Raw genomic sequence first — 23,972 nt, 5'->3', positions numbered from 1 at the left:
TATGATTGAAAACTTTAAAATAATACTAAAAATTCTAACATCTTTAAATAAATCGCTTGACGAAGAATATTTTGATCCAGACTTAATATCAGCTAGTACACTAGGTATTACAGAAATCAGAAGAAACAATCTTCTTGAAATGTTATATGATGCTGGCTATATTAAAGGATTATCTATTAAATATTACGTGGACGGAGATTTTGTAGTTACTAATTTAGATAAAACTAAAATAACTTTAAAGGGTTTAGAATATTTAGAAACTAATACTATTTTTAAAAGAATTCAAAAAGCAGCTAAGGGAATTAATGAAATGATTCCTGGAGTATAGAAATATTAAATTAAGCACACTAGCAATTGTTAGATGTGCTTTTTAATTATAGGAGATATTATATGTATAAGGACGAAGAAAAAATCAAAGAGAGAATAGAAGAAATAGATGAGAATATAGTTATACCAATAGTGGTGTCAATTTTCACAAGCCTTATAACCAATGTCCTTCTGTTATATATTTTATAACAAAAGTAGTTAGAATTGTTGTTATAAAAGAAACTAGAATCGGGGTTAAGATTGAATGTTTGAAAAACTTAAACCTTTCGTAACGCTTAATATTTTCATAGTCTAAACCATATTTAGTGATTTTTACCATAAAGTCTCCAGATACGTATGGTTTGTATTTTATTAAGCCTAAATCATCAAGAAATTTAAGATTGATTAATAGTTCATTAATATCAAATGTGGATATTACTTTGTTTTTCAAGAATTTGTCTGAATGTATTATATCAGTAGTATTCATTTTCTTTAACTCTTTAAGAATCTTTTTAGAGTTTTTGGATAGGTACATAACTTTAACTCCTTTTTTAGTCTATTATACATTAATTAAAAGGAATATTTAATTATTTTCTTGACTTATGTGGGTACATAATGTATAATATAATTACAATAAGAAATTAACTTATTGAATACGAGCGAGAGAAAGGAGAAAATATGGACGAAGATATGAATACAAGCGAACTTCTAAAAGAGGTTGTGGAAGAAAATCAAACAAGAAAGATACTTGAAATTTTAAAAGAAAGTAAAAATCTTGAAGAAGCAATCAAAAAAATAGAAGCTTTACTAAATAAGTAAAACTTCTAAAACTTCTAAAGTACCAACGGGGACTCGCTCCCCTGTTGATACTTACATTTTACTTTAAGAGCGAGAGAAAGGCAAGGCATTATGTGAGTAAAGAAAAAAAGAAAATGGGTAGACCAATAGTTGGAGATGAACCTAAAGATATACAAATAAAATTCAGAATCTCAAAAACGGATAACGGAAAGTTGAAAAAAATATCTAAAATTACAAAGATGAATAAATCTGAAGTACTGAGAAATGGAATTGACATACAATATAACCAATTAGAAGATAAAAATAAGTAATAAAAAAGCCCCGTGGGCAAACACGGAGCAAAGTAGTGTAATAATAACCACTCATTGTTATTATACTACTTTAATATCAAAAATAAAGGAGTATAAAATGTTAAATTTAATGAAATATAATAGTAATGATGTTGAGATAATAAAATATAATGACAAAGTACTTTTTAATCCTTATGATGTTGGAAACTGTTTGGATATGAAAGAAGAAACAGTTAGATACCATATAAGAAATTTTAATGAAAATCAAGTTATAAAAATAAAAAAATCAGATGTTGGTTCAACAAACAATTTGAATATTCCACCATCTGGACGTAGTTTTTTAACTGAAAGTGGAGTATATAAATTATCTTTTAAATCTAGAAAACCAGAAGCAGAAAAATTCACTGATTGGGTAACTGATGAAGTGTTACCAAGTATAAGAAAGACTGGCAAATATGAAATAGATGGCGAACAACTAGAACTAGAACCTTATAAGCTAGAAAAGAAAACTTACAAGGGTAAACCTGTTATGACTGTAAGAGATATAGTTTATTTAACTGGACAAAGTAGAGATTCTTTAAATTGGACAATTAAAAGAGATGGTTTAGGTTTGTTACTTCAAGGTAGATCTCTTGAAGATTTTAGAGAAGAGAATAATTTTATTTCAAAAGCAACAAGAAGAATAAATATTCTTTATTATGATGATGTTTATGAGCTAACAAAAAAGCATAATATACCTGGGGAAATGAAATGTGAAATAGATGATTATTTTAATGATCCAAGTATTCCTATAGGAGAAAAGAAAATCAAAGTAAAGGATGTTGAAATTTTACAAAAGGTAGAAAGATTAAAATGTTTATATTTTCTCATTCAAAGAATGGGTATTGATGATAAGATGAAAGGCGACATGACTGAAATTATTTCTGAAAGATATGTTGAATTTGGATTTCTTAATAATAAGTGCAGAAGTTTAAGTATTAATAGTCTTGAGGGCTGGAATTTTGATTGTGTGTATGGAGATTTTAAAAGAATGATTAGAAATTAATTGAATAATATTAAATTAGGAAGCTTTCGGGCTTCCTTTTTTTATGGGAAGATACCGAAGTGGAAAACGGGACGGTCTGTAAAACCGTCAGCTTAGCTTTCGTGGGTTCGAATCCCACTCTTCCCACCATGGTCAAAGCAGACCTAAAATGCAAAAAAACAAATATCTAAGTCAGAGCAACGACTTAAAAAGCTTAAAAGGAGATGTTTTATGAAGACGGAAGAATTAAAAGAGATAGGTTTAAATGATGAACAGATAGCGGCAGTTTTTAAGTTAAGAGGAAAAGAAGTTGAAGATTATAACCAACTTAAAAATAACTTTGAAACTTTAAAAACTGAAAATGAAAATTTTAAAAATCAAGTTGCAAGTGCAAATGAGCAGATAGAAGCGTTTAAGGATATGGATATTGAATCAATTAAGGCAAGTGCTGAAGAATATAAAAACAAGTATGAACAGGCACAAATCAAAGCTAAAGAGGATATGGACAATATAACTTTAAATAATGCTATAGATTTAGGCTTGGTTAATGCTGGTAGTAGAAACTTAAAGGCAGCTAAGGCTTTACTTGATATTGATAGTCTAAAGGATTCTAAAAACTTAAATGATGATTTAAAGGCACAAATTGAGGGGCTAAAAGAAAGTGATTCATACCTATTTAAAACTGAGGAAGAACCAAAGCAAAGAAGCATGGGTAAGTCTGGATCTATAGGAGAAAAGGAATTAAAAGATATGACTTATGAGGAAATGCTTGAAGCTAACAAGAAAGGTATTTTATAGGAGGATTTAGATGCCTAAATTATTTGATAAGACATATTTTAATGCAGAAGTATTTGAAAAATACGTTGATACAATCGAAAGAGAAAGAACTAATGAATTACTTAATTCATCCGCAATTGTAGAAAGAGCAGATTTAAAAACTAGAATGGATGAACAAGTTGGGGGAAATATTATTGTTACTCCAATCGCTGGAATTCTTTCTGGAGATGCTGACAATTACGATGGACAAACAGATATTAAGTCTGATTCTACAAATACTTTTTATCAAAAAAGAGTTGTAATTGGTAGAGCTCACAGTTGGACTGAGAAAGATTTTGTGTTTGATATTACAGGTGGACATGATCCAATGAGAACTGTAGCTAATCAATTATTAGATTGGTGGGCGGATTTAAAACAAGATTCATTGTTAGCTATTATTGAGGGGATTTTTTCTATGACTGGGGGAGAAAATAAGAAGTTTGTTGATACACATACTTATAAAGAGGATGTGTTTGGTCAAGTTACTTTAAATAATGCTTTACAACAAGCTTTCGGGTCTAGGAAGAAGAGTTTTGCGGCGGCTATTATGAATTCGGCGGTATCAACTCAATTAGAGAATTTAAATTTAATTCAATATGCAAAATATACTGATTCTAGAGGAATTGAGAGACCTTTACAATTAGCTAATCTTAATGGTAGACCAATTATTATTGATGATTCACTACCTGTAAGCAAAGAGGGAGAATATACAACATATATCTTTGGTCAAGGTGCTTTTGAATATACAAAAGCAGGTGCTAAAGTACCATATGAAACTGATAGAAACCCAATGAAAAATGGTGGAGAAGATACTTTGTACACAAGAGACAGATTCTGCTTTGCACCAAGAGGAATTTCTTTTACTGAAAGCTCTATGGTTTCTCTATCACCAACTGATGAAGAATTAAAGAAAGGTGCTAATTGGGAAGTTGTTAAAAACGAAGATGGAGCTTTTCCACTTAAACAAATTCCAATAGCTAGAGTTATTACTAAGTTAGGGGCAGATAAAGCAGTTTCAACTACACCATCTGGGACTATTTAAAGTAGGAAGGGGTTAATGTATGTTAACCTATAAAGAGTTTAATGATAAATACCCTGAGATTGATGTATCTGAGGGTATTTTTTATTCACTTAATAGAAGAATAAGGACAAGGATAGATTTTTTTACATTTGAGAGAATTAAAGATGATGATGTGAGGTTACAAAAAAGAATTGATGATGTAGTTTGTGATATCATTTGTGAGCTTTATTTTAGCGATATAGGGATTAAAAAAGAAAAGGAAGGTAATTCCCTATCTAATATTAAATCTGAAAGCGTAGGCGAATATAGAGTCGAATATGGCAGTAAGAATGAATTAGATACAGATAAGAAGATTAATCTACAAGATAGATTGATTGATGATAGGATAAGGGAAGCTTTTATTCATACAGGTTTAATGTTTAGAGGATATTATGAGAACTAACGCAAGCGTGACAATTATTAAAAGAATGGTGGTAAATAGGCAGGATGTTTATTCGGAGTTGGGAACTTATCCTTGCCATTGGGAAGAAACAAGGGGGATAAATGCAAATCGTACTGGAAGAAGTAGAGACGATATTGATAAGATAACTTGTTATATTCCTAATCATTTATTAAGAATGGTTGATGTTGAAGATTTAATAATAAGAAATGATAATTTAAAAGAAATAAAGCAATTAAAAACATTTAAAGAGTATGAGAAAGAATATGGAGCTAGAAAAATAACAGTCTGTGATGTGTTTGATTTTGGCTCTAAAAATATGCAATATACAAGGATAGGGGCGAAGTGATGATAATATTTAATAGATTTGAATTTAATCAGGTGCAAGCCCTAAAGAAAAGAGATTTAGAAACGGGTGGAAAGGTGCAAAGCTTTATAGATAGCGAATGTATAAGATTAATGGCACCTTATACACCTATGGATATAGGAACTCTTATAGGTTCGGCGACTGCTCAGACTGCAATAGGAAGTGGGAAGATAGTACAACAAACGCCTTATGCCAAGAGATGGTATTATGAAAGAGCTAATTTCCAAGGTGCACCAATGAGAGGGAACAAGTGGTTTGAAAGGATGAAAGCAAGCCATAAAGATTCGATTTTAAGGGGTGCTGCAAGTATAGCAGGAGGTAGAGCAGGTTGAAAACAATAATCGAAAGTATAAGAGAGTATTTTTTAGAATGTCCATATTTAGAAGATGATGTAAGGCTAAATATAGATTTTTTAGGAGATAAGGCTCTTGAATATGGAATATACACTGAACCTATTAATCCTTTGATTAAAAGATATGTAGATGGCGATGAATTAAAGCAATTTGCTTTTATATTTGCCACTAAAAGCGTGATGAGTGGGGATTTAATTACACAGTTAGAAAATTCTGCTTTTTTTGATAATTTGATTGAATGGATTGAAGAACAAAATTATAAAAAAATATATCCTAAATTAGATGGAGAAAGATATCCTACTAAATTAGAGATTGTAACGAATGGATATTTGTCTAGTGCTGATGTAGGGACTGGACAGTATCAAATACAAATGCGATTAGTATATATGGAGGTTAATTAATGGCTACTAATACAAAAGAATTACAAAATTTAAAAGAATTTAAGGGGTTAGTTTTAAGGGCTGATGTGGTTTCTTTTATGGAAATTGGTGAAAATTACTATAGAATGAAAGGTTTTACAGATTTACCAACTTCAAAGGAAACTGAAGAATATTCGAGAAAATATGTAGATGAAAAATCAGAAAGAACTTCTGTAACTGGTATGACTTCAACTACTGATTTTACACTTGATAGATATAAAGACAATCCAGTACACAATAGAATACAAGAGGTTTTTGATAAAGAACAACTAGCAGATGACGCTACAGTTAATATTGTTACGGTTGATTTTTCGAAGAAATTAGCTGAGGGAAAATTTTATGCGATTAAGAGAAATCATACTATAGTGCCTGATTCAGCGGGAGATGGTACGGATGCATATCAATATTCTGGATCGTTTAAAGCAAATGGTGCACCTATTGATGGATATGCAGAACTAGGAGAAGGAGATAAGGATTGGTTAACTATTAAATTTACTGAAGGAAGTCCATCAGGTTCTGTTTCGGGAGTTGGATCACATTAGATAGGTAATAGTTAAAATTATAAGGGGGCGTAAGCTCCCTTTTTTATTGGAGAATTTAAGGAAAAAGGAAATATAGATATGGTATTTAAGAGAAAAAATAACAACATAAAGTTTGAGTTTGAATGTATAGATGGAGAGATTCTTAAATTTGAAACGATATTAAGTGAAGATTTAGCTAATAAGCTTATAGATATAGGGAAGATAGATTACAAAAATTTAAGTGATGAGGAATATAAAAATATTTTAATTAAGGCATATGATCAAATCCTTGGCAAGAATGCGATGGATGATATAAAAGAATTGGTTTTTGGTGGAGATGATTTAAGTTTAGTAGATATTATCGATATAGGGGTTTATATAGCTGGGGAAGTGAATAAATATAATGATAAAATAAATAACCTTCATGGTGTGTTAGATAAGTATAATGGTGAAAAAATGAATGCTTTATCTAAGTAGTGGTTTACCCACTTTTATTAAAGTTAATGATGTAGAAATAAACATAAATACAGATTTTAAAATTTGGATAGAATATGAAACTATAATGCTTGATAATGATATTAGTTCGATTGAGCAGATAGAAAAAGTTTTAGATTTATGTTTGAAAGATGATATACAGTTAGAAAGTTTAGGAGAACTTGAAGAATTGTTTAATGGTCTTTTATGGTTTTATGGTTGTGGAAAAGAAAGAAAAGAGAATAAGAAAGACAAAGATGATAAGGAATCTAATTCTAATAGTTCAAAAATGATTTATTCATATGAACATGATTGGTCTTATATTTATTCTGCTTTTAGAGAATGTTATAACATTAATTTATTTGAAGAAAATCTACATTGGTGGGAATTTAAATCACTTTTTGAATCTTTGAATGATAAGTGTTTATTTTCTAAAATTTTATCTTATAGGTCTATGACTATATCTTCTAAGATGAGTAAGGAAGAGAAGAAATTTTATAGGGAGATGAAAAAAATTTATGCTTTACCTGATATGCGAAGTGAGGAAGAAAAAGAATCTTCTTTTGCAAGGGCTATGATGGAAAGTATGAAAATTGAATAAGAAAGTGGGGTGAGAATATGGCTAGTGATGGTAAATTGCTATTTGATACTAAACTTGATACCTCAGGTTTTAAGTCGGGTTTATCTGCGTTATCAGCTATGGCGAATGCTGCTGGAAATGGTTTAAAGGATATAACAAGCAAAGCGGTAGGTGCGGTTAAAACAAGTATGAAGGCTGCTGGATTGGCTGTGGGTGCTTTTGGCGGATATTCTATAAAGGCTGGTATGGATTTTGATTCAGCAATGAGTCAAGTTGAATCTATTTCGGGAGCTTCGGGGAAGCAATTACAGGCTTTGAGAGATAAAGCTAAGGAAATGGGTGCTACTACTAAATTTTCTGCTACACAGTCGGCTGAGGCTTTAAAATATATGGGTATGGCTGGCTGGTCTAGTCAAGAAATGTTAGATGGGTTGCCTGGAGTTATGAATTTAGCGGCAGCAAGTGGCGAAGATTTGGGATTGGTTTCGGATATAGCTACGGATTCATTGACGGCTTTTGGGTTAACGGCGAAAGATACCAATAGGTATGTTGATATTTTGGCGGCAACTTCGACAGCATCAAATACTAATGTATCAATGCTGGGGGAGTCTTTTAAGTATGTAGCTCCATTGGCTGGGTCTTTAGGTTATAAGGCACAAGATGTTGCGGTTGCTTTAGGCTTGATGGCTAATGCTGGTATTAAAGGGTCGAGTGGCCCTGCTATTAAGTAATTAATAGAAAAACAAACCTTTTGAATTCGGGGAAAGCTAAGTTATATAATGGATAATGCAGGAATTAAGAGTATAATATACTATATAGAAAGGCATTATCTAATGAAAAAATTAACTCACGCAGAAGTGCAATCTAGAATAGATGAAGCACATGGAAAAAATAAATATATATTATTAGAAGAATATAAAAACAGGAGAACTAAAATCTTAACTAAACACACAGAATGCGGTTATACTTATCGAATCTATAATATATTATATAATAAGCTAATCCCGAGCTAAGCCTAGTAGAAATACTAGGAAAGTGTAACGACTAGATTAAGTAAGCTAAGTAAACTAACACGATGAAAGTCGTGTTTTTTATATGCAGAAATATCCACGAGCGGAAGGCACCGTACTATTAAATTAGCGGTGAAGATATAGTCTGAACTTATAGGAAACTATAAGAAGTAAAAGATAAAGAACTTTTACGATAACATAAGCACAAGCTGGTACTTCCTTAAAGGCGGCTTTAGCAAGGCTTGCAGATCCGACTAAACAAGTGCAAGAGCAAATGAATGCTTTGGGGATTTCGATTACTGATTCAAATGGGAAAATAAAACCATTTAACCAATTGATGAGGGAAATGCGTACGAGTTTCCAAGGGTTAAGTGAGGATCAAAAAATTCAGGCGGCGTCAACGTTGTTTGGTAAAGAGGCTATGGCTGGAATGTTAGCTATTTTAAATGTTAGTGATGAAGATTTTGATAGCTTAACTAATTCTATTAATAATTCGGCTGGTGCAGCTGAAAGAATGGCTAAGACTATGAATGATAACCTAAAGGGGGATATAACAATACTTATATCTGCTTTAGAGGGTCTAGGTATAGCTTTATTTGAGAATGTAGATACACCTTTTAGAGAGGTTGTACAATCAGTAACTAAACAGGTTGATAGGCTTAATACAGTTGTACAAAGAGATATAAGTCAATTGCCTAAAGTACTTGGGGATATGATAGCTGAGGGTGCGGTTTATATAGCTGAAAAAGCACCTAAATTTATTGAGGCTGGAAAAGGTATAATTTTATCTTTTTTACAAGGATTGCAAGATAATTCGAGTAAATTGGCAGATAGTGCAACTAAAATAATAACAAGTCTTGCGTCAGCTTTTATGGAAGTGGGGGCAAAGCTTTTTGAAGTTGGAGGAGAAATTCTTGTAAAATTAGGCGAGGGTTTAATAGATAATGCACCTATATTAGTACCAAAGGCTATAGAAATATTAGGAAAACTTGCTGAAACTTTTAATAGAAATGCGGTTAAACTTTTAAAAGTGGGGATAGATTTATTAAAAGCTATAGCACAAGGAATAGTTAATAATCCTGATGTGGTTGTTAAGGCGGTTCCTCAAATTTTAATGGCTTTATCTATTGCTTTTGCAGCTTTCAAAGGTCCACAAGTAGCTAAAAAGATGATGGCTTCGCTAGTTAAAGGGCTATTAGGGGAAAAGCCTGCTGTAAGTAAAGCTTCTGATGGGATTATGGATACTTTATATAGGAGTTTTACGACTAAAGGAAATGAGCTTAATGAGGCTGGTGGAAAGTTAATATCTAAATTAATTGATGGTATTAATGCTAAAAAAATACCAATGATGAATGCTGGAGCAAAAGTTATTGGTCCACTTATAGATGGAGTATCTAAGGGGGCTGGTAAGCTTAATGCGACTGGTGGAAAGATTATTGATATTTTATCTGCGGGAATGAGTAAAGTTGGTGGCTCGAAGTTTATTACTATTGGTAGTGGAATAATAAGCAAACTAATTGGTGGTATGACGAGTGGATTTGGTGCTATAGCTGGTGTTGTGGCAAAGATAATACCATTAATAGCGGGATTGTTGTCTAATCCGGTTGGGCTTGTAATTGTAGGAACGATTTTAATTGGTGCTATTATAAAAGGGTTTAATGTTGACATAAATAAGTTGGCAAATAGTGCTGGTAAGATAGTAGGTTCTATCGCTAATAAAGTTAAGCAAGGGGCTTCTAAACTTATTGATGTGGGAAAATCATTAGTTGGTAAAATTGGTGATGGAATCAATGCTGCAAAAGGTTTATTCGCAGAAATACAAGCTAAAGGCTTAATAGGAGTGTTAGGAGATAAGCTTAAGGCTGGAATTAATAAGCTAAAGTCTATTGGTAAAAGTTTTATTGAAGGTATTAAAGAGGGCTGGGACGAAAATGAAAATAAAGTTTCGGACAAGGCTAAAGAATTGCCTGAAAAAGTTAATAGCGAAGTAGATGGGTCAAAAACAAAACCAACTGGCGAAAATATGGTTGGTGGAGTGGTTGATGGACTTAAAGATGGAACTACAGATATATCAACCGCCTATAAAGATTTGATTAATAATGGAATATCAGATACGGATGCTAGAGCTATTTTAAGACAAGAAGGCAAGGCGAGTGTAGATGAATATGCTCAAGCGATTTATGAGGGTTCAGGAAATGTAAGAAGTGCATATACAGCTATAAGAACATCAGGTCTTGATACTATGGAAGCTGCTGAAAAGTTTTTTGAAATTGCAGGTCTAAATATTGATGGATATGTAAATGGAACTGAAGAAGGTGGGCAAACATATAGAGAAAAGCTAAAAGAGTTGATGGACGGTGGAATGAGTGAAATCGAAGCCGTTGAAGAAATGACCAATATAGCTAAGAAGAATATGGATGGCTACAAAGCTGGAGCTTCTGAAAGTGGTACAAGTATAGTTGATGAATATAAGACTATGATTGATATGGGTCTTAATGAACTTGAAGCTTTTGATGAAATGTTTGTAAAAGGTCAAATAAATGTTGATGCTTTTGGTCGTGGTTCTTCCGCTGGAAAAGAAGCTGTAATAGGAATATACCAACAATTAAGAGAATCTGGACTAACACAATTACAAGCTATTGAAGCACTACAAAATATAGGTCTTTTAAATATGAAAGGCTTTGGAGCTGGAACTAATGCTGGAAAAGTAAATGCTGAACAAGCTTATCAATCTTTAAAGCAATTAGGATTAGATGAATCAAATATAGCTGAAATATTAAGAGGTATAGGCTTTGCAAATGCTGATGCTTTTAGTCAAGGTATAAGTTCTGGTCAAGGTAATGTTTCAACTGCTTATACTAATACATTTTCTAATCCTTTAGAAGCAAGGTCAAGTATGTTAACAGGAACTGCTAATGCTCAAGGTTTTAATACTGGTACTTCGTATGCTGATGGTATAGAATCAACGACTATGGATGTAACGTCTAGGTCTCAAATGCTAGGGGCTAGTGCGGTTAACAATCTTAAAGGTGGCGAAGGTGTAGCAAATTCAAAAGGTCAAGAAGTAGGTGCTGAATATGCGACTGGTATTGGGCAATCAAAAGCGGGAGTTGATACAACAGCCATTGGGGTTGGACAAAGTGCGGCGACACAATTAAATAATCAACAACAAGCTTTTGCTAATGCTGGTAATGAATCTATGGATAGTTACCAAAATGCTATAAGTGTAGGTGCTAATAAAGTTACTAATGATATAGGTGTGATGGGAAATAATATTACATCTTCTTTAAGCAATACTACTAATGCAGTTAGAGCAAGTGCTAATTTGATGATGAATAGCTTAGTTTCATCAGTTTCTAGTGGAGCTAGTAGAGTAGATACTGTGTTTAGAAGTTTAGGAAATAATGTAGGTTCTACTTTTACAAACTTAACATCTAAGGTATCAAGTCAATCAAGGCAAATGATGAATAACTTTACTAACGCAGTTACTCAAGGAACTAATAAAGTTAGAAATTTATTTGAAGCTATGACTAATAACATGAAGTCAAAGATGAATAGTACTTCAAGCCAAGTTAAAAGCCAGGCTAGATCTATGATGAATGGTTTAGTATCAAGTGTTAGGAGTGGGGCAAGTCAGGCAAGGTCTACGATTTCTTCTATGTGTTCAAACATGGTTGGTATTGTAAATTCCTATAGTGGCTCATTCTCTTCTGCTGGATATAATCTTATGGCTGGATTAAGAAATGGTATTTATGGGGGTAGGTCTGGAGTAATATCCGCTGCTATTTCCGTAATGAGGTCGGCTGTAGCTGCTGCAAAAAGAGCTGCAAGTATACATTCACCTTCCAGAGTTTGGAGAGATGAAGTCGGTGCAATGTTAACTAGAGGTCTAGGAATTGGTATAGAAGATGAGGAAGGTTTTGTAGTTGATAAAATAAAATCCACTATGGAAGCTATAAGGAATAAGGCTAAAAATGCAGTTTTATTTGATAATAATAAAATGGGAGCAAATTTAGCATATAGTTTTGCTGGTGGTTATATACAAAATAAACAAGAAGTTGAAGTACAAGTTACTAATGGAGCTATAACAAGCGTTATAAACCTAGATTCTAGAGAAATCGGAAAGGCTGTAGCTCCAATCGTAAGCCAAGAAATAAGTAAGGATGGAAGACGTAGGAGAGTATGAAATCAATTAACTTAATAAGAGATTTAAAGATATATAATGCTCATGTTTTAGCCTATCCTGAGATAGGGAATACAGAGATTGAGCGTGATACATTTGAATCGGATACAGGCTTAATATTTTATAGTGAAAAGAGGTTGGCATTTACGCCAGTCTCTTTTGTTATAGAGTTTAAAGGTGGTAAAGATGAAATAAGGAAAAATAGAAATAAGTTATCTAAAGAGTTAGAATTAGCTAAAGTAACGTTTAATGATGAGGTGTACTATAAAGGCAGGTTTTTAGCAGAAAGTGTAGATACAAGATATTATTTTCAAAATGTAACTTATAAAGGTAAGGCAATAGCAATGTTGAATGTGCAAGAAATTGTTGTACCTATTAATAAGACTATAAAGATTTATAATAATGGGAATCTACCCACACCTTGTAGGTTATGTTTGAATGGAAGTGGTGATAATATAAATATTAAAGGATTTGATGATGATATAAATATAAAAAAATTATTAAATGAGATTATAATCGATTCTGAGAGAGGGGTTTATAGCTTAGAGGGTAATAGTTTTATTGATATAAAAAGCTTTCCTTATATTGAGGATAAGGTGGAAATATTGGTATCAGGTAGTGGGGATTTTATTTGTGTAATTGAGTTTGAGGGTAGGGTTTTATGTTAGTTTATGAAAATAAAACAAAGAATAGAAGTTTTTTTTCTTTTTTTAAACATTTAAAAATAAAAAGTGAAATAAATGAACTTGACCGACTTATATTTGAAATACCTAAAGAATATAGATACCTTTTTAATGTTGAAGCTTATGTATTGGAAAATAAACAATATTATGATATCAAAAATATTGAACCATATTATGATGGATATAAGGTTGAGTGTGAGCAAAAGATATTAGAGTTTAAAGAAAAGTTTAATAAAAGTATTAATTTCTCTTATAAGACAATAGAAGATGTTTTAAAGGCAATTGTAGTATCTCTAGGATATACTTATAAGATTATAGGTAAAATAGATAAAAAAAGAGTTATAACGGGAGATCACAAAAGTAGTTGGGAAATTTTTCGAGAAGCTATAAAAAAATATGGTGTTGAGTATAGGGTTGATAATTATAATAAGGTTATAACTATAGCGGAAAAATTAGGAAATGATAAGGGAGCATACTTTATAGATGATTTTAATATAGATGATAAAGATATATCTGTAGAATCGTTTGACTTTGCTACAAGAATTATTCCTGAAGGAATGAATGGTCTTAAAATTAATCAAATTAATGATGGAAAGGATTATATAGAAGATAAGTCTTATTCTGATAGGACTATAACTTATTATTGGAAAGATAAAAGATATACTAATATTGAAAATCTTAAGAAAGATGCAGAGGAGAAGTTAAAACAGTTAGCTAGACCTAAGATTGATATTAAATTAAAAGTTAAGGATTTATCTAGTGCGATAGATGTGTATGCTATAGATTATGATGTTGGGGATTTAGTTTATTTAATAGATAAGGATAGGAAGACGAAAGAAAGGTTTAGGGTTGTTTCTATTATTAAAAGACCTTATAAGCCATTTGAAAATGAGATTTCTCTAACTAATAAGCCTGTTGATTTAATAGATGATAAAGAAAAGATAATTGAATTAACAGATAAAATGTGGGAAGAAACAAGGGGCAGATTTGAAACTACTGATAAATCTATTGAAGCGAGTGTAGCGACAGCTAAAAGGTATACAGAGGATAGTTTTAAGATTTATAAGAGTGAAAGAGAACAGACGGATAGCAAGATATATGAAGTTATTAAAGAAACAACTACTTATATTGACCCTGAAACTGGTCAAACAAAGCCGATTGTAAATAGGCAGTTGGAAATTGATAAGAGTTTGAATGGAATTAATATTTCGATTGAAGCTCAGGGGAAGATAAATAATAAATTTACTGAAGAAATTAAAGATAGATTATCAAAGGATGAAATTTTAAATGATGAGGAAATTATAAAAGTTTTAAAAGGAAAAGATGGGAAAGATGGTCTACCTGGAAAGCAAGGGACACCTGGTCGAGATGGTAAAGATGGTATGCCAGGTAAAGCTGGAGCTGATGGGAGAACATCATACATGCACTTTGCCTATGCTGACAGTCAAGATGGAGCTGTTGGATTTACATTAACAGCAACTAATGGCAAGAAGTATATAGGCTTTTATACAGATTTTGAAAAAGCTGATTCTATAAATCCTAGTAAATATGAATGGTCTAAGTATGTTGGAGATGATGGAAAGCCTGGCAAAGATGGAAGTCAGGGAATACCTGGTAAGGCTGGAGCTGATGGTAAGACACCATATTTTCACACGGCATGGGCTAATAATTCTACAGGAACTAGTGGATTTTCAACTTCTCAAGCTGGTGATAAGGCTTATATTGGTACTTATACAGACTATATTAAGTCTGACTCTACTGACCCTAGTAAATATACTTGGCAATTGGTTAAAGGTAATAAAGGGGATAAGGGAGAGGCTGGAAAGCAAGGGATACCCGGTAGAGATGGAGAATCTAGTATATATACTTGGAATATGCTCCGCAATAGTCGAAACTTCACAAAATTAACAGCATATAAGGATTGCACCTATAAAATTTTAGATAATAAATATAAAATATCAAATACTAATATTAATGATGGTATTCATGTTACAACTTCTGGAGGAGATTCACTTTTAAAGGTTTATTTAGGATTTTCTAACGATGATGTTGACGAATTAATAGCTGGAGAAAAGTATACATTTTCACTTTACGTATTAAATTTATCAAATCAAAGCTTCTTTTTAAGAATAAATGGATTCCTTTTTGAGCGTTATGAAATAATAAGTGGGTACTCGGGTCGTATAAGTATATCAGGTGTGTATTTAAAGGATTTAGTTCCACAAATACAATTCCAGGCGTCTAATAAAGATGATAGGTTAGATTTAGTTTATGCTGAATTGAAAGTAGAACCAGGTGAGATAAAGAATACAAGTTGGACACCACATAAAACTGAAATAAATGGCAAAGATGGCAAAGATGGAAAGACAGGCAAGATAGGTCAAAATCTTTTGAGAAAGTCTAATGTGCCTATTGTAGATAATGTAAATTATGTAGGAGGCACATGGAAACTATGTGAAAGTTTAAAAGATGATGAGCTTGTAACTTTTACTTGCAAAATAAAGACACAAAAGAGAGATGGCTTTAATTTATATAATTCAGGTGGTTCTATAATTCTTAAAGGTAAATATATTTATCCAAGCGATGATTATATAATAGAATCTTTTACTTTCCCTTGGAAGACTTTTGCTGATGTATCTTGGGGAGCAAAACATTATGAACAAACTAACCCACCATATATTAATTTATATGTTTGGAGTAATGGTAATGGAACTGATAAGAATAACAATAAAGTATCGATAGAATGGGCGGTATTAAGCCGAGGTGATATTCCCGCTATTGAGTGGTCTCCTTGTTATAAAGACCTAGAAGACATAGTATCAGTAAGCCAAGAAGAAATTGAAAGAGAACTGATAAAAGTAAAAGCAGATTTTAAAATAGAAAATGACAAAATAAAGGCAAATGTAGAATCCCTAAGTGTGGGGACTATAAAAGAATTTGGGAAACTAAGAGATGATTTTGATAAATCAATAAATGACGCTAAAAACAAGGTATATCTAGGCACAAAAGAATTTGTAGAAAAGAACTTTACAAGCAAGGAACAAACAGATAGACAAATAGCAAATATAGCTGAACAAATAAAAGTAACAGTAGGAGAGAGATTTGATAGCCTACAAACAACAATAATCCAAAATAAAACAAGCATAAAACAGCTAAGTGATAGTATAAATTTAACTGTATCAAGCGTTAGAAAAGACATAGATACTAATAAGAATGATATAAGGCAAAGAGTAAAAAAGAGCGAATTAATATCTGAAATAAACTTAACACCGGGTACAGCCCTAATAAGAGCTGATAAAATAAGATTTGAGGGGGCAAATATAGATGTACAAGGAACATTTAGCACTTTAAACGGGTCTAATCAGGTAGGGGTTTATATTAACTACAATCAAATTCAATTTAGAGATAATCGTTGGAATGGTAAGACATTTGGAATGATATCAGTTTCGAAATTTATAAATCATAGTGGAATGGATTTAAATATAGGACATTATGCAACTGGATCTTTGGGGATTGCGTATTTTGAAAATGATTTATGGCATAATTATATAACCTTTGATAGGTGGGGGTTAAGTCCTGATAAGGTATATAACGATAGCAGTATTATTTTTAACGAAAACGCAAGTATGCAATATAACGCCCTAAGATTTGGAAAGATGGAAATATTAGCCAGCTCGTCTAATGTATTAAAAATTAAACACATTGATAAAAAATTAGGATATTTATTTTATTTTGGAGATAACGAAACCAATTTTTATTATTATTACGCAGCAGATAACAAAGACCATCTACAACCTGTAAGTTGGGATAGTCCGAAAGGAGAGACATTATAATGGATAAGTTAACACAATTGTATATTGACGAACTGGCACAAGCCACACATAAAAGCTTGCTATTGCAAGCAGAGGTAGAAAAGCTACAAGAAGAAAATAAAAAACTACAAGAAGATATAGACAAAATAAGAGAAGAAAACAGACCGTTAGTATTAGACCAACCAGCAGAAAAGACAAAAGAAAAAAGTGAAGCAAAAGAGGTAAAAAATGTTTAAAATTGAAAAAATGTATTATAGTGGATTGAATGAAACAAAAGTAAGACTAATGCAAGAAGATCCATACAGGGATTTTGTAGTAAGCCTAATAGGAGATAGGACAAAAGATAACGATGATATCCTAAGGCAAGAGGCTATATCAATATTAAATCTAGAATTAAATCCGACCTTTGCAATAGGAGAAATAAAAAAGGAATTAATAAAACAAAAAAAGATGATATTAGACCTACAAACTACCATAGTAGGTGGAAATCTGACAGATAGTAAAATAGATGATATGTTAGGGGATATAAGCGATAAATTAGGGGTGGAGGAAACACCAAAAGAAAAAGAAACCCCTAATCCAACTGAAAGTAAAATCACCATAGAAGACCCAAAAAATCTAGATACAGATAAGAAAGAAGGACAACAATGAGTATAGCTTTTTTAAGAGTAATAACATCAAATTTTGTATATAGAATGTATTACAAAGGTGAGGATTTAGAAGATATAATGAATTCTTTTTCGAAAGTTAAAAATAATGAAAAATTAAAAGCGATAATAAGAAAATCTGTAGAAATATATATAGAAGAAAATAAATTTGACTTAGAAATAATAAAAATGAAAAGATTAGCGGGAATATTAAAATATTAAAATATAAAAGAGTAAAAATGCGAACATCCGATATTCCCCCACTCTAAGACAGACATATATTTATTTGCATATATTGACAAGGCTATACTCTTAATGTATAATTGTATTACAAGTAATACAATAGGGAGGTCAATATGGCAAGTATATCTTTTAGAGTAAGTAAAGATGAAGAAAGGCTAATTAAAGATTATGTAAAAGTTAACAATCTGAATTTATCTGAAACTTTAAGAAATTTAATACTAGATGAAATTGAAGATGATTTAAAATTAGATGAAGAAAGAATATTGGAAGCCCAAAATAGGATAGGTAAAGAAAAAGCCTATGACCATACAGAAGTCTGGGAGAAGTTAGGTGTATAAAGTAGAAATCTTAGAAAGTGTTTATAAAAAGCTATCTAAGATGGATAAGCAGACAGTAAGAGTAATTAAGAATTGGGTGATAAAAAACTTAGTAAATATAAAAGACCCTAGAACCAAAGGAAAAGCTTTAAAAGGTAATTTAAAAGGCATATGGAGATATAGGGCAGGAGATTATAGGATATTTGCTAAGATAGAAGATGACAAAATGATAATCTTTATTATCGACCTAGGACACAGGAGAGAAGTTTATAAATAGAGTAGTTGGCAATTAAGACAGTTTAAAAACTGTCTTTTTTAATATAAAAATAAAGAAAGGAGTTGATAAATGAGTACTCCAACACCAACAGAAGTAAATACAATAATAACCGACAATGGGGCATTACAGGCAATAGCAGTATTTGTTATTGCTATTTTAGTGTTTTATTTTGTCGGAAAGATTTTAATGGAAAGACAAAAAATAAAACAAGAACAAAAAATGAAAGACGAAGACCGAGCGTTTGAAAGAAAACAAAGGGAAGAGGACAGAAAGGAGCAAAGGAAAAGAGATGAGAGAGAAGAAAAAACAAGAGAAGAAAATACAAAAGCCTTGCAGGATTTAATAAAAGAAGTGACAAAAGCAGTAGAAAATAGCAACGCTAGTGTTTTAGCATTAGGGGATAAGTTATCAGTACATGAAAGCAACGCTAATTGTAGCTTTAAAGAAGTAAATGAAACTATAAAAGAATTAAAAGATATGCTTAATATAGCTATAAACGTGCAAGATGACCTTGCAAAAAAAGAAATGATAGAAGAATTAGACAAAAAAATAGATAAACTTTTTGACGAATTAAAAAAATAATAGGGACTAGGCTACAAACCTAGTCCTTTTATATAACAAAAAAATAAGGAGGAAATTATGGCAAGTGTAGAAAATATGATTACTTATGCTAAAAGTAGATGGCATGTACCTAAGTATGTAATGGGTGGTGGAAGAATAGGAGCAGAAGCCTCTTATAACTCTAATACAGATGATTGCTCATCTTTTGTTTATAAGTGCTTAAAAAAGGGCGGATTTATCCCAGAAACAATGTGGAATGGCTCTACCGAGGATTTATTTAAGCTTGCTAGACAAGGCAAATATCTTAAAGAAATCTCTTATAAAGAGGTAAGACGAGGTGATATATTCGTAAAAGGACGTGAGGGTGGTTCTGGTGGTGAATATGGACATACAGGTATATTTTTAAGAAAAGGTGAAATAATACATTGCAACGCTGGGCAAAATTGGACAGTAACAACAAACAACGAATCCGAGGGATATTGGTATTATTTAGACAATAGCTATTATCCTGTAAGATATTTTAGACCGATAGGCAATGTAGATAATACTACAGAAAGAACAGAAATAAAACAAGAAGAATATAGTGGTGGAAAGAAATTTATTAAAAACGAAAATTGGTATGGTATAACCCAAGCTGTATGTAACGTAAGAGCGGATGCAAGCACAAACTCTGCAATAGTTGCACAATATGGCAAAGGACAAAAAATAAACTATGACAGTGTGTATGAGGGTGATGGTTTTAGGTGGATATCTTATATTGGATATTCGGGCGAAAGAAGATTTGTAGCTTATAGACAATTAACAGGAGATACTACACCTTGGATAAAGTTTTAATTGACTTATAGTATTATATGTAGTATTATTTAATTAAAGAACAAACCCATTTATACTAGAACAGTTTAACCACGCTGTTCTTTTTTTATGCTTAATACTTGAAATATGATATCATATATAGTATTATATAAATAGGAAGGAGGTATAAATGGGTAAAAAAGTGGTTAAACTCATTATTAACCCACCTATTTATGACATATGAAGAAGGATTTGCAATACTATTTATCATTACCATATACTATAATTACTAAAGAAATTAATGATGAAACAGGTCATTATTATGCTGGTAGAGTGGAAGAATTATACGATGTAAAAACAGTTGGTGGTACAATAGAAGAATTGTATAAAAATATTCGTGAATTATTAGAAATGGCAATTGAAGATAGAATCGAAGATGGTGAAGAAATACCAGAACCAATTGAAGAAAAATACTCTGGTAGGATATTAGCAAGAATCCCTAAAAGTTTGCATAAGTTTTTAGCGGAGCAAGCACAAAAAGAAAATACATCATTAAATCAATTAATTTTGTATAAATTAAGTAAATAAGTTTTAAGCGATTACATAAGTAGTCGCTTTTTTAATGAGAAAATATTAAAAAGGTTTTAAAAATTATTTGACACTATGCGTATTAATGTGTATAATAATAGTGTAAGGAGGAAATCATTATGCCAATGACGTCAAAGCAAATGATTAAGTTCTTAAAGAAAAATGGATTTACCTATATACCATCTGGTGATGGTTCTCACAAGAAATTCAAAAACTTTAAGACAGGTAAGATTACAACAGTACCTGACCATGGAGGAAAAGACCTACCTAAAGGTACAGAAAATGTAATCTTAAAACAAGCGGGGCTAAAATAGCCCCTCCTTACTAAATTTAAAGGAGTGTATTTATGTTTATATCTTATCCAGCTGTATTTTTAAAAGATAAAGAAAGTAATGGCTATACAATTTTATTTCCAGATTTACCAGGATGTATTTCATGTGGGGATGATATAAAAGATGCCTTATATATGGCTAATGATGTCTTGGGTGGCTACTTATTTGATGATTATTCTAAATTAGAAGATCTACCCAAATCATCAAGGTTAGAAGATATTGACATTATGAATAGCATTGATGAAAATGGTAAAGAATATTTTTCTTATGAAGGAAGTTTTAAATCATATGTAGGTCTTGATTTGACAGATTATGTTAAAAAATATGATAATAGAACGGTAAAAAAGAATGTAACTATACCATCTTACTTAAACGAAATGGGGAAAAGTGCTAATATAAATTTTTCTAAGCTTTTAACAGAAGCTTTAGAAAAGGAATTTGAAATAGAATAAATTAAGTAAATAAAAAAATTTTAAGCGATTACATAAGTAGTCGCTTTTTTAGTGTTTAAATTTAAAGGAGTTTAAAAATGGAAAATATATTAAATAATTTAGGTCTAACTATTGTTACTATAGCTTTATTTGCAGTAATTAAAATTGCTGTAGATCAAGTTAAAGAGTATACAAAAAATAATATTAAGAATGAGAAAGCAAAGAGGGCTATTGATAAGGCTTTGGAGATTGTAACTCTTGCTGTTAATACTACTAATCAAACTTTTGTAAAAGAGTTAAAAGATAAAAATGGATTTGGTAAAGGAGAAGCAGAAGAAGCTTTTAATTCATCTAAAAGGGCAGTATTAGATATGTTGGATAAAGAAACTAAAGAAATCTTAGAGGAAGAGTTTGAGAATACTGATAAGTTTTTGAATTCTGCTATTGAGTCTAAGGTTTGGGAGAGTAAGAGAACTTGAAAAAAGATTAAGGGGGTATTATAATGTTTGTAAGAGAAGCAACCTCTTAGACCACAAAAAAGCCCTTGATCAACCCTCAAGGAAATTAGATAAGATACGATTCTTCATGAATCAAAGACAAAAAAAGACGGTAGCTGCAACTACCGTCTTGTCTTTTACTTGTTTTTGCTTTTCTTATTAATATATCTTAAGATAAGAGCAACTAACAAGGGAAAAATAAAATTTTCCATTAGATAAGATACTATCTCCATATAATCACCTCCTTTATAGGAGATGATAATATAATAGCATATATTATTATGGTTTAAAAGGATATATATTATCAGTCCCCTTAAGTGGGGGCTTTTTTGTGCGAAAAAATAAAAAAGTTTTAAAAAGTGCTTGACTTATGGGTAGCCTTATATTATAATATAATTAACAAATAAGAAAGGGGGCAGTAAAATGACAAATGAACAGTTTCAAAAGGTAATTCAATTGATTTTAATAATACTTGAAAAAAGTAAAAATCTTGAAGAAGCCAAAGAAGAAATAAGAAAGTTACTATAAGGCTAGGGGCTTAGCCCCTTAGCTAATTGTTAGGAGGATATTATGACAGATAAGGAATTTAAAGAGTTTTTAAAAAGTGTTTTGGAGCTTTTAGAAGAAAGTAAAGACTTAGAAGAAGCTAAGAAAAAACTAAAAGAAAAATACTTAAAATATGAAAGATAAAAAGAAAATGGGTAGACCAATTAAAGGTGATTATCCAAGAAATAAAAGACTTTCGTTGAGGATTTCTGAAAAAGAGATGAAAGATATAGAGTATTGCTCAAAAAAATTAAAGAAAACAAAAATAGATACTGTAATGGAAGGTATTTATTTATTAAAAGATAAAATTAATTAAAATAAAAAAAGAGATAGATTGACAAATGAACAAAATAGGCAAACTATCTCTTAGGTAACGACATATAAAATATCGTTACTCTTATTATACCATATAGGAGTTAAAATATAAATGAACAACATAACAATTAACAATAACAGTATAGAAAGAAAATTATACAATAACCAACCAGTAGTAACTTTTAAAGATATAGACTTGGTGCATGAAAGAGTATCAGGAACAGCAAGAAGAAATTTTTATAAGAACCAAAAACATTTTATAGAAAATGAAGATTATTATCTTGTAACTGTTGAAAATGCTAAATGTACGAAATTCGTACATTCAAATATACCACCTAAAGGGCAATACTTTTTCACAGAAAGCGGATACCTAATGTTAGTAAAATCTTTTACTGATGATTTGGCTTGGGAGGTTCAAAGGCAATTAGTAAATTGTTATTTTAGAGAAAAAGAACAAACTTATCAACAATTAGAACTAGAGCCTTACAAACTTGTTAAGAAAACATATAAGGGTAAGCCTGTTATGACTGTAAATGATTTGGTTTATTTAACTGATTTTGAAAAATCTACTTTAAATCTTCACATTAGAGCGTATAAGATAGGAACTTTACTTGAAAAGTCTGAATTATATAAATTTAAGCTTGAGAATACTAATATTTCTAATAGAATAAGTAGTTTATATGTTTTAAACTTTGATGAGGTTAAAAATATTTTGAAATATTTTGGTCTTTTAGATAAGTGCAATAATGAAGTTGATAAGTATTTCAATATTTTTGAAGTAAAAGAAAATAAGGATAGCAAGGCTATTACTCTTTTAAGATTTTACAATTTGATAAACCTTGAAAGGTCATTGAATATGTTTTTTGTGGATAAGAAGTTAAAAGAAGATTTGACTGAGGTTATTTCCAAAAAATATATTGAACTTGGTTTATTGGATAAGCCTTGTAGAAATTTGAGTATTAATACCTTAGAGGGGTGGAATCTTTTTGTAAAGAAAGATGAATATAAAAGAGATTTGATTAAGTAATTGTAGAATGACCACTGGCTTTTTACTGGTGGTCTTTTTTTGTGTGCTTGTTTTTTATAAAAGCACTTGATATATTTTACTATCGATAGTATAATATAAATATAGAAAGGAGGTAAGCAATGGATATTATTGAAAAAATAATAAGCCTTGTAACTGCGATAGTAACACTAACAACTGCTATCATACAGTACAAGGCAAGCAAGAAGGATAAATAATTATCCTTCCCCCTTATGGGGTCAATAATATAATACTTCATCCATTGTTAAAAGCAAATGACTTTAAGGATTATAACTTTAATAATAT

The 23,972-nt window shown here is 31.1% G+C and carries 31 protein-coding genes, 1 tRNA gene and 1 pseudogene; 32 read left to right on the top strand and 1 reads right to left on the bottom strand.

The features are described 5' to 3' along the window. The first annotated feature begins 1 nt into the window (after position 1). Both FYJ26_RS02990 and FYJ26_RS11225 read left to right on the top strand, forming a co-directional pair. Positions 2 to 328, top strand: a complete 327-nt coding sequence (locus tag FYJ26_RS02990; RefSeq protein ID WP_154539466.1) for a YjcQ family protein — start codon at positions 2 to 4, stop codon at positions 326 to 328. A gap of 62 nt (positions 329 to 390) precedes the next feature. Beyond that, positions 391 to 516, top strand: a complete 126-nt coding sequence (locus FYJ26_RS11225; RefSeq protein ID WP_268234515.1) for a hypothetical protein — start codon at positions 391 to 393, stop codon at positions 514 to 516. Here FYJ26_RS11225 and FYJ26_RS02985 read toward each other — a convergent pair. Then, a complete protein-coding gene (locus FYJ26_RS02985) occupies positions 482 to 841 on the bottom strand; it encodes a hypothetical protein (protein WP_154539464.1) in 360 nt (119 codons plus the stop codon). The two genes, FYJ26_RS11225 and FYJ26_RS02985, sit on opposite strands and share 35 nt — an antisense overlap. A 143-nt stretch (positions 842 to 984) precedes the next feature. Between FYJ26_RS02985 and FYJ26_RS02980 the strand changes: the two genes are divergently transcribed. The 30 genes and pseudogenes from FYJ26_RS02980 (at position 985) to FYJ26_RS02835 (ending at position 23,669) form a co-directional block, all read left to right on the top strand. Beyond that, positions 985 to 1,125, top strand: a complete 141-nt coding sequence (locus FYJ26_RS02980) for a protein phosphatase (RefSeq protein WP_154539462.1) — start codon at positions 985 to 987, stop codon at positions 1,123 to 1,125. A 92-nt stretch (positions 1,126 to 1,217) separates the two neighbouring features. Continuing rightward, positions 1,218 to 1,415, top strand: coding sequence for a hypothetical protein (locus tag FYJ26_RS02975; protein WP_154539460.1), 198 nt, complete (start codon positions 1,218 to 1,220; stop codon positions 1,413 to 1,415). A gap of 97 nt (positions 1,416 to 1,512) precedes the next feature. Further along, entirely contained in the window at positions 1,513 to 2,439 is a 927-nt protein-coding gene (locus tag FYJ26_RS02970; protein WP_154539458.1) for a BRO-N domain-containing protein, read from the top strand. 45 nt (positions 2,440 to 2,484) lie between these two features. Then, positions 2,485 to 2,568: transfer RNA gene (locus tag FYJ26_RS02965), tRNA-Tyr, on the top strand. Between the two features lie 81 nt (positions 2,569 to 2,649). After that, a complete protein-coding gene (locus tag FYJ26_RS02960; RefSeq protein WP_154539052.1) occupies positions 2,650 to 3,216 on the top strand; it encodes a phage scaffolding protein in 567 nt (188 codons plus the stop codon). A 10-nt stretch (positions 3,217 to 3,226) separates the two neighbouring features. Next, positions 3,227 to 4,276, top strand: a complete 1,050-nt coding sequence (locus FYJ26_RS02955) for a phage coat protein (protein WP_154539456.1) — start codon at positions 3,227 to 3,229, stop codon at positions 4,274 to 4,276. 19 nt (positions 4,277 to 4,295) lie between these two features. Next, entirely contained in the window at positions 4,296 to 4,697 is a 402-nt protein-coding gene (locus FYJ26_RS02950) for a head-tail connector protein (protein ID WP_154539454.1), read from the top strand. Next, positions 4,687 to 5,043 carry a hypothetical protein gene (locus tag FYJ26_RS02945; RefSeq protein WP_154539452.1) on the top strand — a complete coding sequence of 119 codons (357 nt, stop codon included), beginning with the start codon at positions 4,687 to 4,689 and terminating at the stop codon, positions 5,041 to 5,043. The genes FYJ26_RS02950 and FYJ26_RS02945 overlap by 11 nt, the downstream gene beginning before the upstream one ends. Next, positions 5,043 to 5,393 carry a minor capsid protein gene (locus tag FYJ26_RS02940; RefSeq protein WP_154539450.1) on the top strand — a complete coding sequence of 117 codons (351 nt, stop codon included), beginning with the start codon at positions 5,043 to 5,045 and terminating at the stop codon, positions 5,391 to 5,393. Before FYJ26_RS02945 ends, FYJ26_RS02940 begins: the two co-directional genes overlap by 1 nt. Further along, positions 5,390 to 5,815 (top strand): hypothetical protein, encoded by a 426-nt coding sequence (locus tag FYJ26_RS02935; RefSeq protein ID WP_154539448.1) that lies wholly within the window; start codon positions 5,390 to 5,392, stop codon positions 5,813 to 5,815. Before FYJ26_RS02940 ends, FYJ26_RS02935 begins: the two co-directional genes overlap by 4 nt. Next, a complete protein-coding gene (locus tag FYJ26_RS02930; RefSeq protein WP_154539446.1) occupies positions 5,815 to 6,375 on the top strand; it encodes a hypothetical protein in 561 nt (186 codons plus the stop codon). Before FYJ26_RS02935 ends, FYJ26_RS02930 begins: the two co-directional genes overlap by 1 nt. A 78-nt stretch (positions 6,376 to 6,453) precedes the next feature. Then, on the top strand, positions 6,454 to 6,831 hold the full coding sequence (locus FYJ26_RS02925; protein ID WP_154539444.1) for a hypothetical protein: 378 nt from the start codon (positions 6,454 to 6,456) through the stop codon (positions 6,829 to 6,831). Then, positions 6,815 to 7,429: a Gp15 family bacteriophage protein gene (locus tag FYJ26_RS02920; RefSeq protein WP_154539442.1), complete on the top strand. Its 615-nt coding sequence runs from the start codon at positions 6,815 to 6,817 to the stop codon at positions 7,427 to 7,429. The genes FYJ26_RS02925 and FYJ26_RS02920 overlap by 17 nt, the downstream gene beginning before the upstream one ends. Before the next feature lie 17 nt (positions 7,430 to 7,446). Continuing rightward, complete coding sequence (locus FYJ26_RS02915) at positions 7,447 to 8,139, top strand: phage tail tape measure protein (protein ID WP_229771201.1); 693 nt, start codon at positions 7,447 to 7,449, stop codon at positions 8,137 to 8,139. Between the two features lie 496 nt (positions 8,140 to 8,635). After that, positions 8,636 to 12,604, top strand: a pseudogene (locus FYJ26_RS02910) (phage tail tape measure protein); the annotation flags it as partial. Continuing rightward, positions 12,601 to 13,269 carry a hypothetical protein gene (locus FYJ26_RS02905; protein WP_154539440.1) on the top strand — a complete coding sequence of 223 codons (669 nt, stop codon included), beginning with the start codon at positions 12,601 to 12,603 and terminating at the stop codon, positions 13,267 to 13,269. The pseudogene FYJ26_RS02910 and the gene FYJ26_RS02905, both read left to right, overlap by 4 nt. Beyond that, on the top strand, positions 13,263 to 17,117 hold the full coding sequence (locus tag FYJ26_RS02900; protein ID WP_154539438.1) for a phage tail spike protein: 3,855 nt from the start codon (positions 13,263 to 13,265) through the stop codon (positions 17,115 to 17,117). Before FYJ26_RS02905 ends, FYJ26_RS02900 begins: the two co-directional genes overlap by 7 nt. Further along, on the top strand, positions 17,117 to 17,332 hold the full coding sequence (locus tag FYJ26_RS02895; RefSeq protein WP_154539436.1) for a hypothetical protein: 216 nt from the start codon (positions 17,117 to 17,119) through the stop codon (positions 17,330 to 17,332). The genes FYJ26_RS02900 and FYJ26_RS02895 overlap by 1 nt, the downstream gene beginning before the upstream one ends. Then, complete coding sequence (locus FYJ26_RS02890) at positions 17,325 to 17,747, top strand: hypothetical protein (RefSeq protein WP_154539434.1); 423 nt, start codon at positions 17,325 to 17,327, stop codon at positions 17,745 to 17,747. The genes FYJ26_RS02895 and FYJ26_RS02890 overlap by 8 nt, the downstream gene beginning before the upstream one ends. Beyond that, positions 17,744 to 17,965, top strand: a complete 222-nt coding sequence (locus tag FYJ26_RS02885) for a hypothetical protein (RefSeq protein ID WP_154539432.1) — start codon at positions 17,744 to 17,746, stop codon at positions 17,963 to 17,965. Before FYJ26_RS02890 ends, FYJ26_RS02885 begins: the two co-directional genes overlap by 4 nt. Before the next feature lie 134 nt (positions 17,966 to 18,099). Beyond that, a complete protein-coding gene (gene relB / locus FYJ26_RS02880) occupies positions 18,100 to 18,324 on the top strand; it encodes a type II toxin-antitoxin system RelB family antitoxin (protein WP_154539430.1) in 225 nt (74 codons plus the stop codon). Then, entirely contained in the window at positions 18,317 to 18,580 is a 264-nt protein-coding gene (locus tag FYJ26_RS02875; RefSeq protein WP_326831228.1) for a type II toxin-antitoxin system RelE family toxin, read from the top strand. The genes relB and FYJ26_RS02875 overlap by 8 nt, the downstream gene beginning before the upstream one ends. A 69-nt stretch (positions 18,581 to 18,649) precedes the next feature. Next, positions 18,650 to 19,162, top strand: a complete 513-nt coding sequence (locus FYJ26_RS02870) for a hypothetical protein (protein ID WP_154539428.1) — start codon at positions 18,650 to 18,652, stop codon at positions 19,160 to 19,162. 57 nt (positions 19,163 to 19,219) lie between these two features. After that, on the top strand, positions 19,220 to 19,975 hold the full coding sequence (locus tag FYJ26_RS02865) for a peptidoglycan amidohydrolase family protein (protein WP_154539426.1): 756 nt from the start codon (positions 19,220 to 19,222) through the stop codon (positions 19,973 to 19,975). A 198-nt stretch (positions 19,976 to 20,173) separates the two neighbouring features. Then, on the top strand, positions 20,174 to 20,521 hold the full coding sequence (locus tag FYJ26_RS02860; protein WP_154539424.1) for a toxin-antitoxin system HicB family antitoxin: 348 nt from the start codon (positions 20,174 to 20,176) through the stop codon (positions 20,519 to 20,521). 119 nt (positions 20,522 to 20,640) lie between these two features. Continuing rightward, positions 20,641 to 20,835, top strand: coding sequence for a type II toxin-antitoxin system HicA family toxin (locus FYJ26_RS02855; RefSeq protein WP_154539422.1), 195 nt, complete (start codon positions 20,641 to 20,643; stop codon positions 20,833 to 20,835). Positions 20,836 to 20,867: 32 nt separating this feature from the next. Further along, the gene (locus FYJ26_RS02850) at positions 20,868 to 21,305 is read left to right on the top strand and encodes a type II toxin-antitoxin system HicB family antitoxin (RefSeq protein ID WP_154539420.1); all 438 of its coding nucleotides are present in this window, start codon (positions 20,868 to 20,870) and stop codon (positions 21,303 to 21,305) included. A gap of 77 nt (positions 21,306 to 21,382) precedes the next feature. Next, positions 21,383 to 21,763, top strand: a complete 381-nt coding sequence (locus FYJ26_RS02845; protein ID WP_154539418.1) for a hypothetical protein — start codon at positions 21,383 to 21,385, stop codon at positions 21,761 to 21,763. Between the two features lie 697 nt (positions 21,764 to 22,460). After that, on the top strand, positions 22,461 to 22,643 hold the full coding sequence (locus tag FYJ26_RS02840; RefSeq protein WP_154539416.1) for a hypothetical protein: 183 nt from the start codon (positions 22,461 to 22,463) through the stop codon (positions 22,641 to 22,643). A 111-nt stretch (positions 22,644 to 22,754) separates the two neighbouring features. After that, positions 22,755 to 23,669: an ORF6N domain-containing protein gene (locus FYJ26_RS02835; protein WP_154539414.1), complete on the top strand. Its 915-nt coding sequence runs from the start codon at positions 22,755 to 22,757 to the stop codon at positions 23,667 to 23,669. Positions 23,670 to 23,972: the final 303 nt, after the last annotated feature.

This window comes from Anaerococcus porci (assembly GCF_009696575.1).
Classification (GTDB): domain Bacteria; phylum Bacillota; class Clostridia; order Tissierellales; family Peptoniphilaceae; genus Anaerococcus; species Anaerococcus porci.
This window is presented reverse-complemented; position numbering and strand designations above follow the sequence as displayed.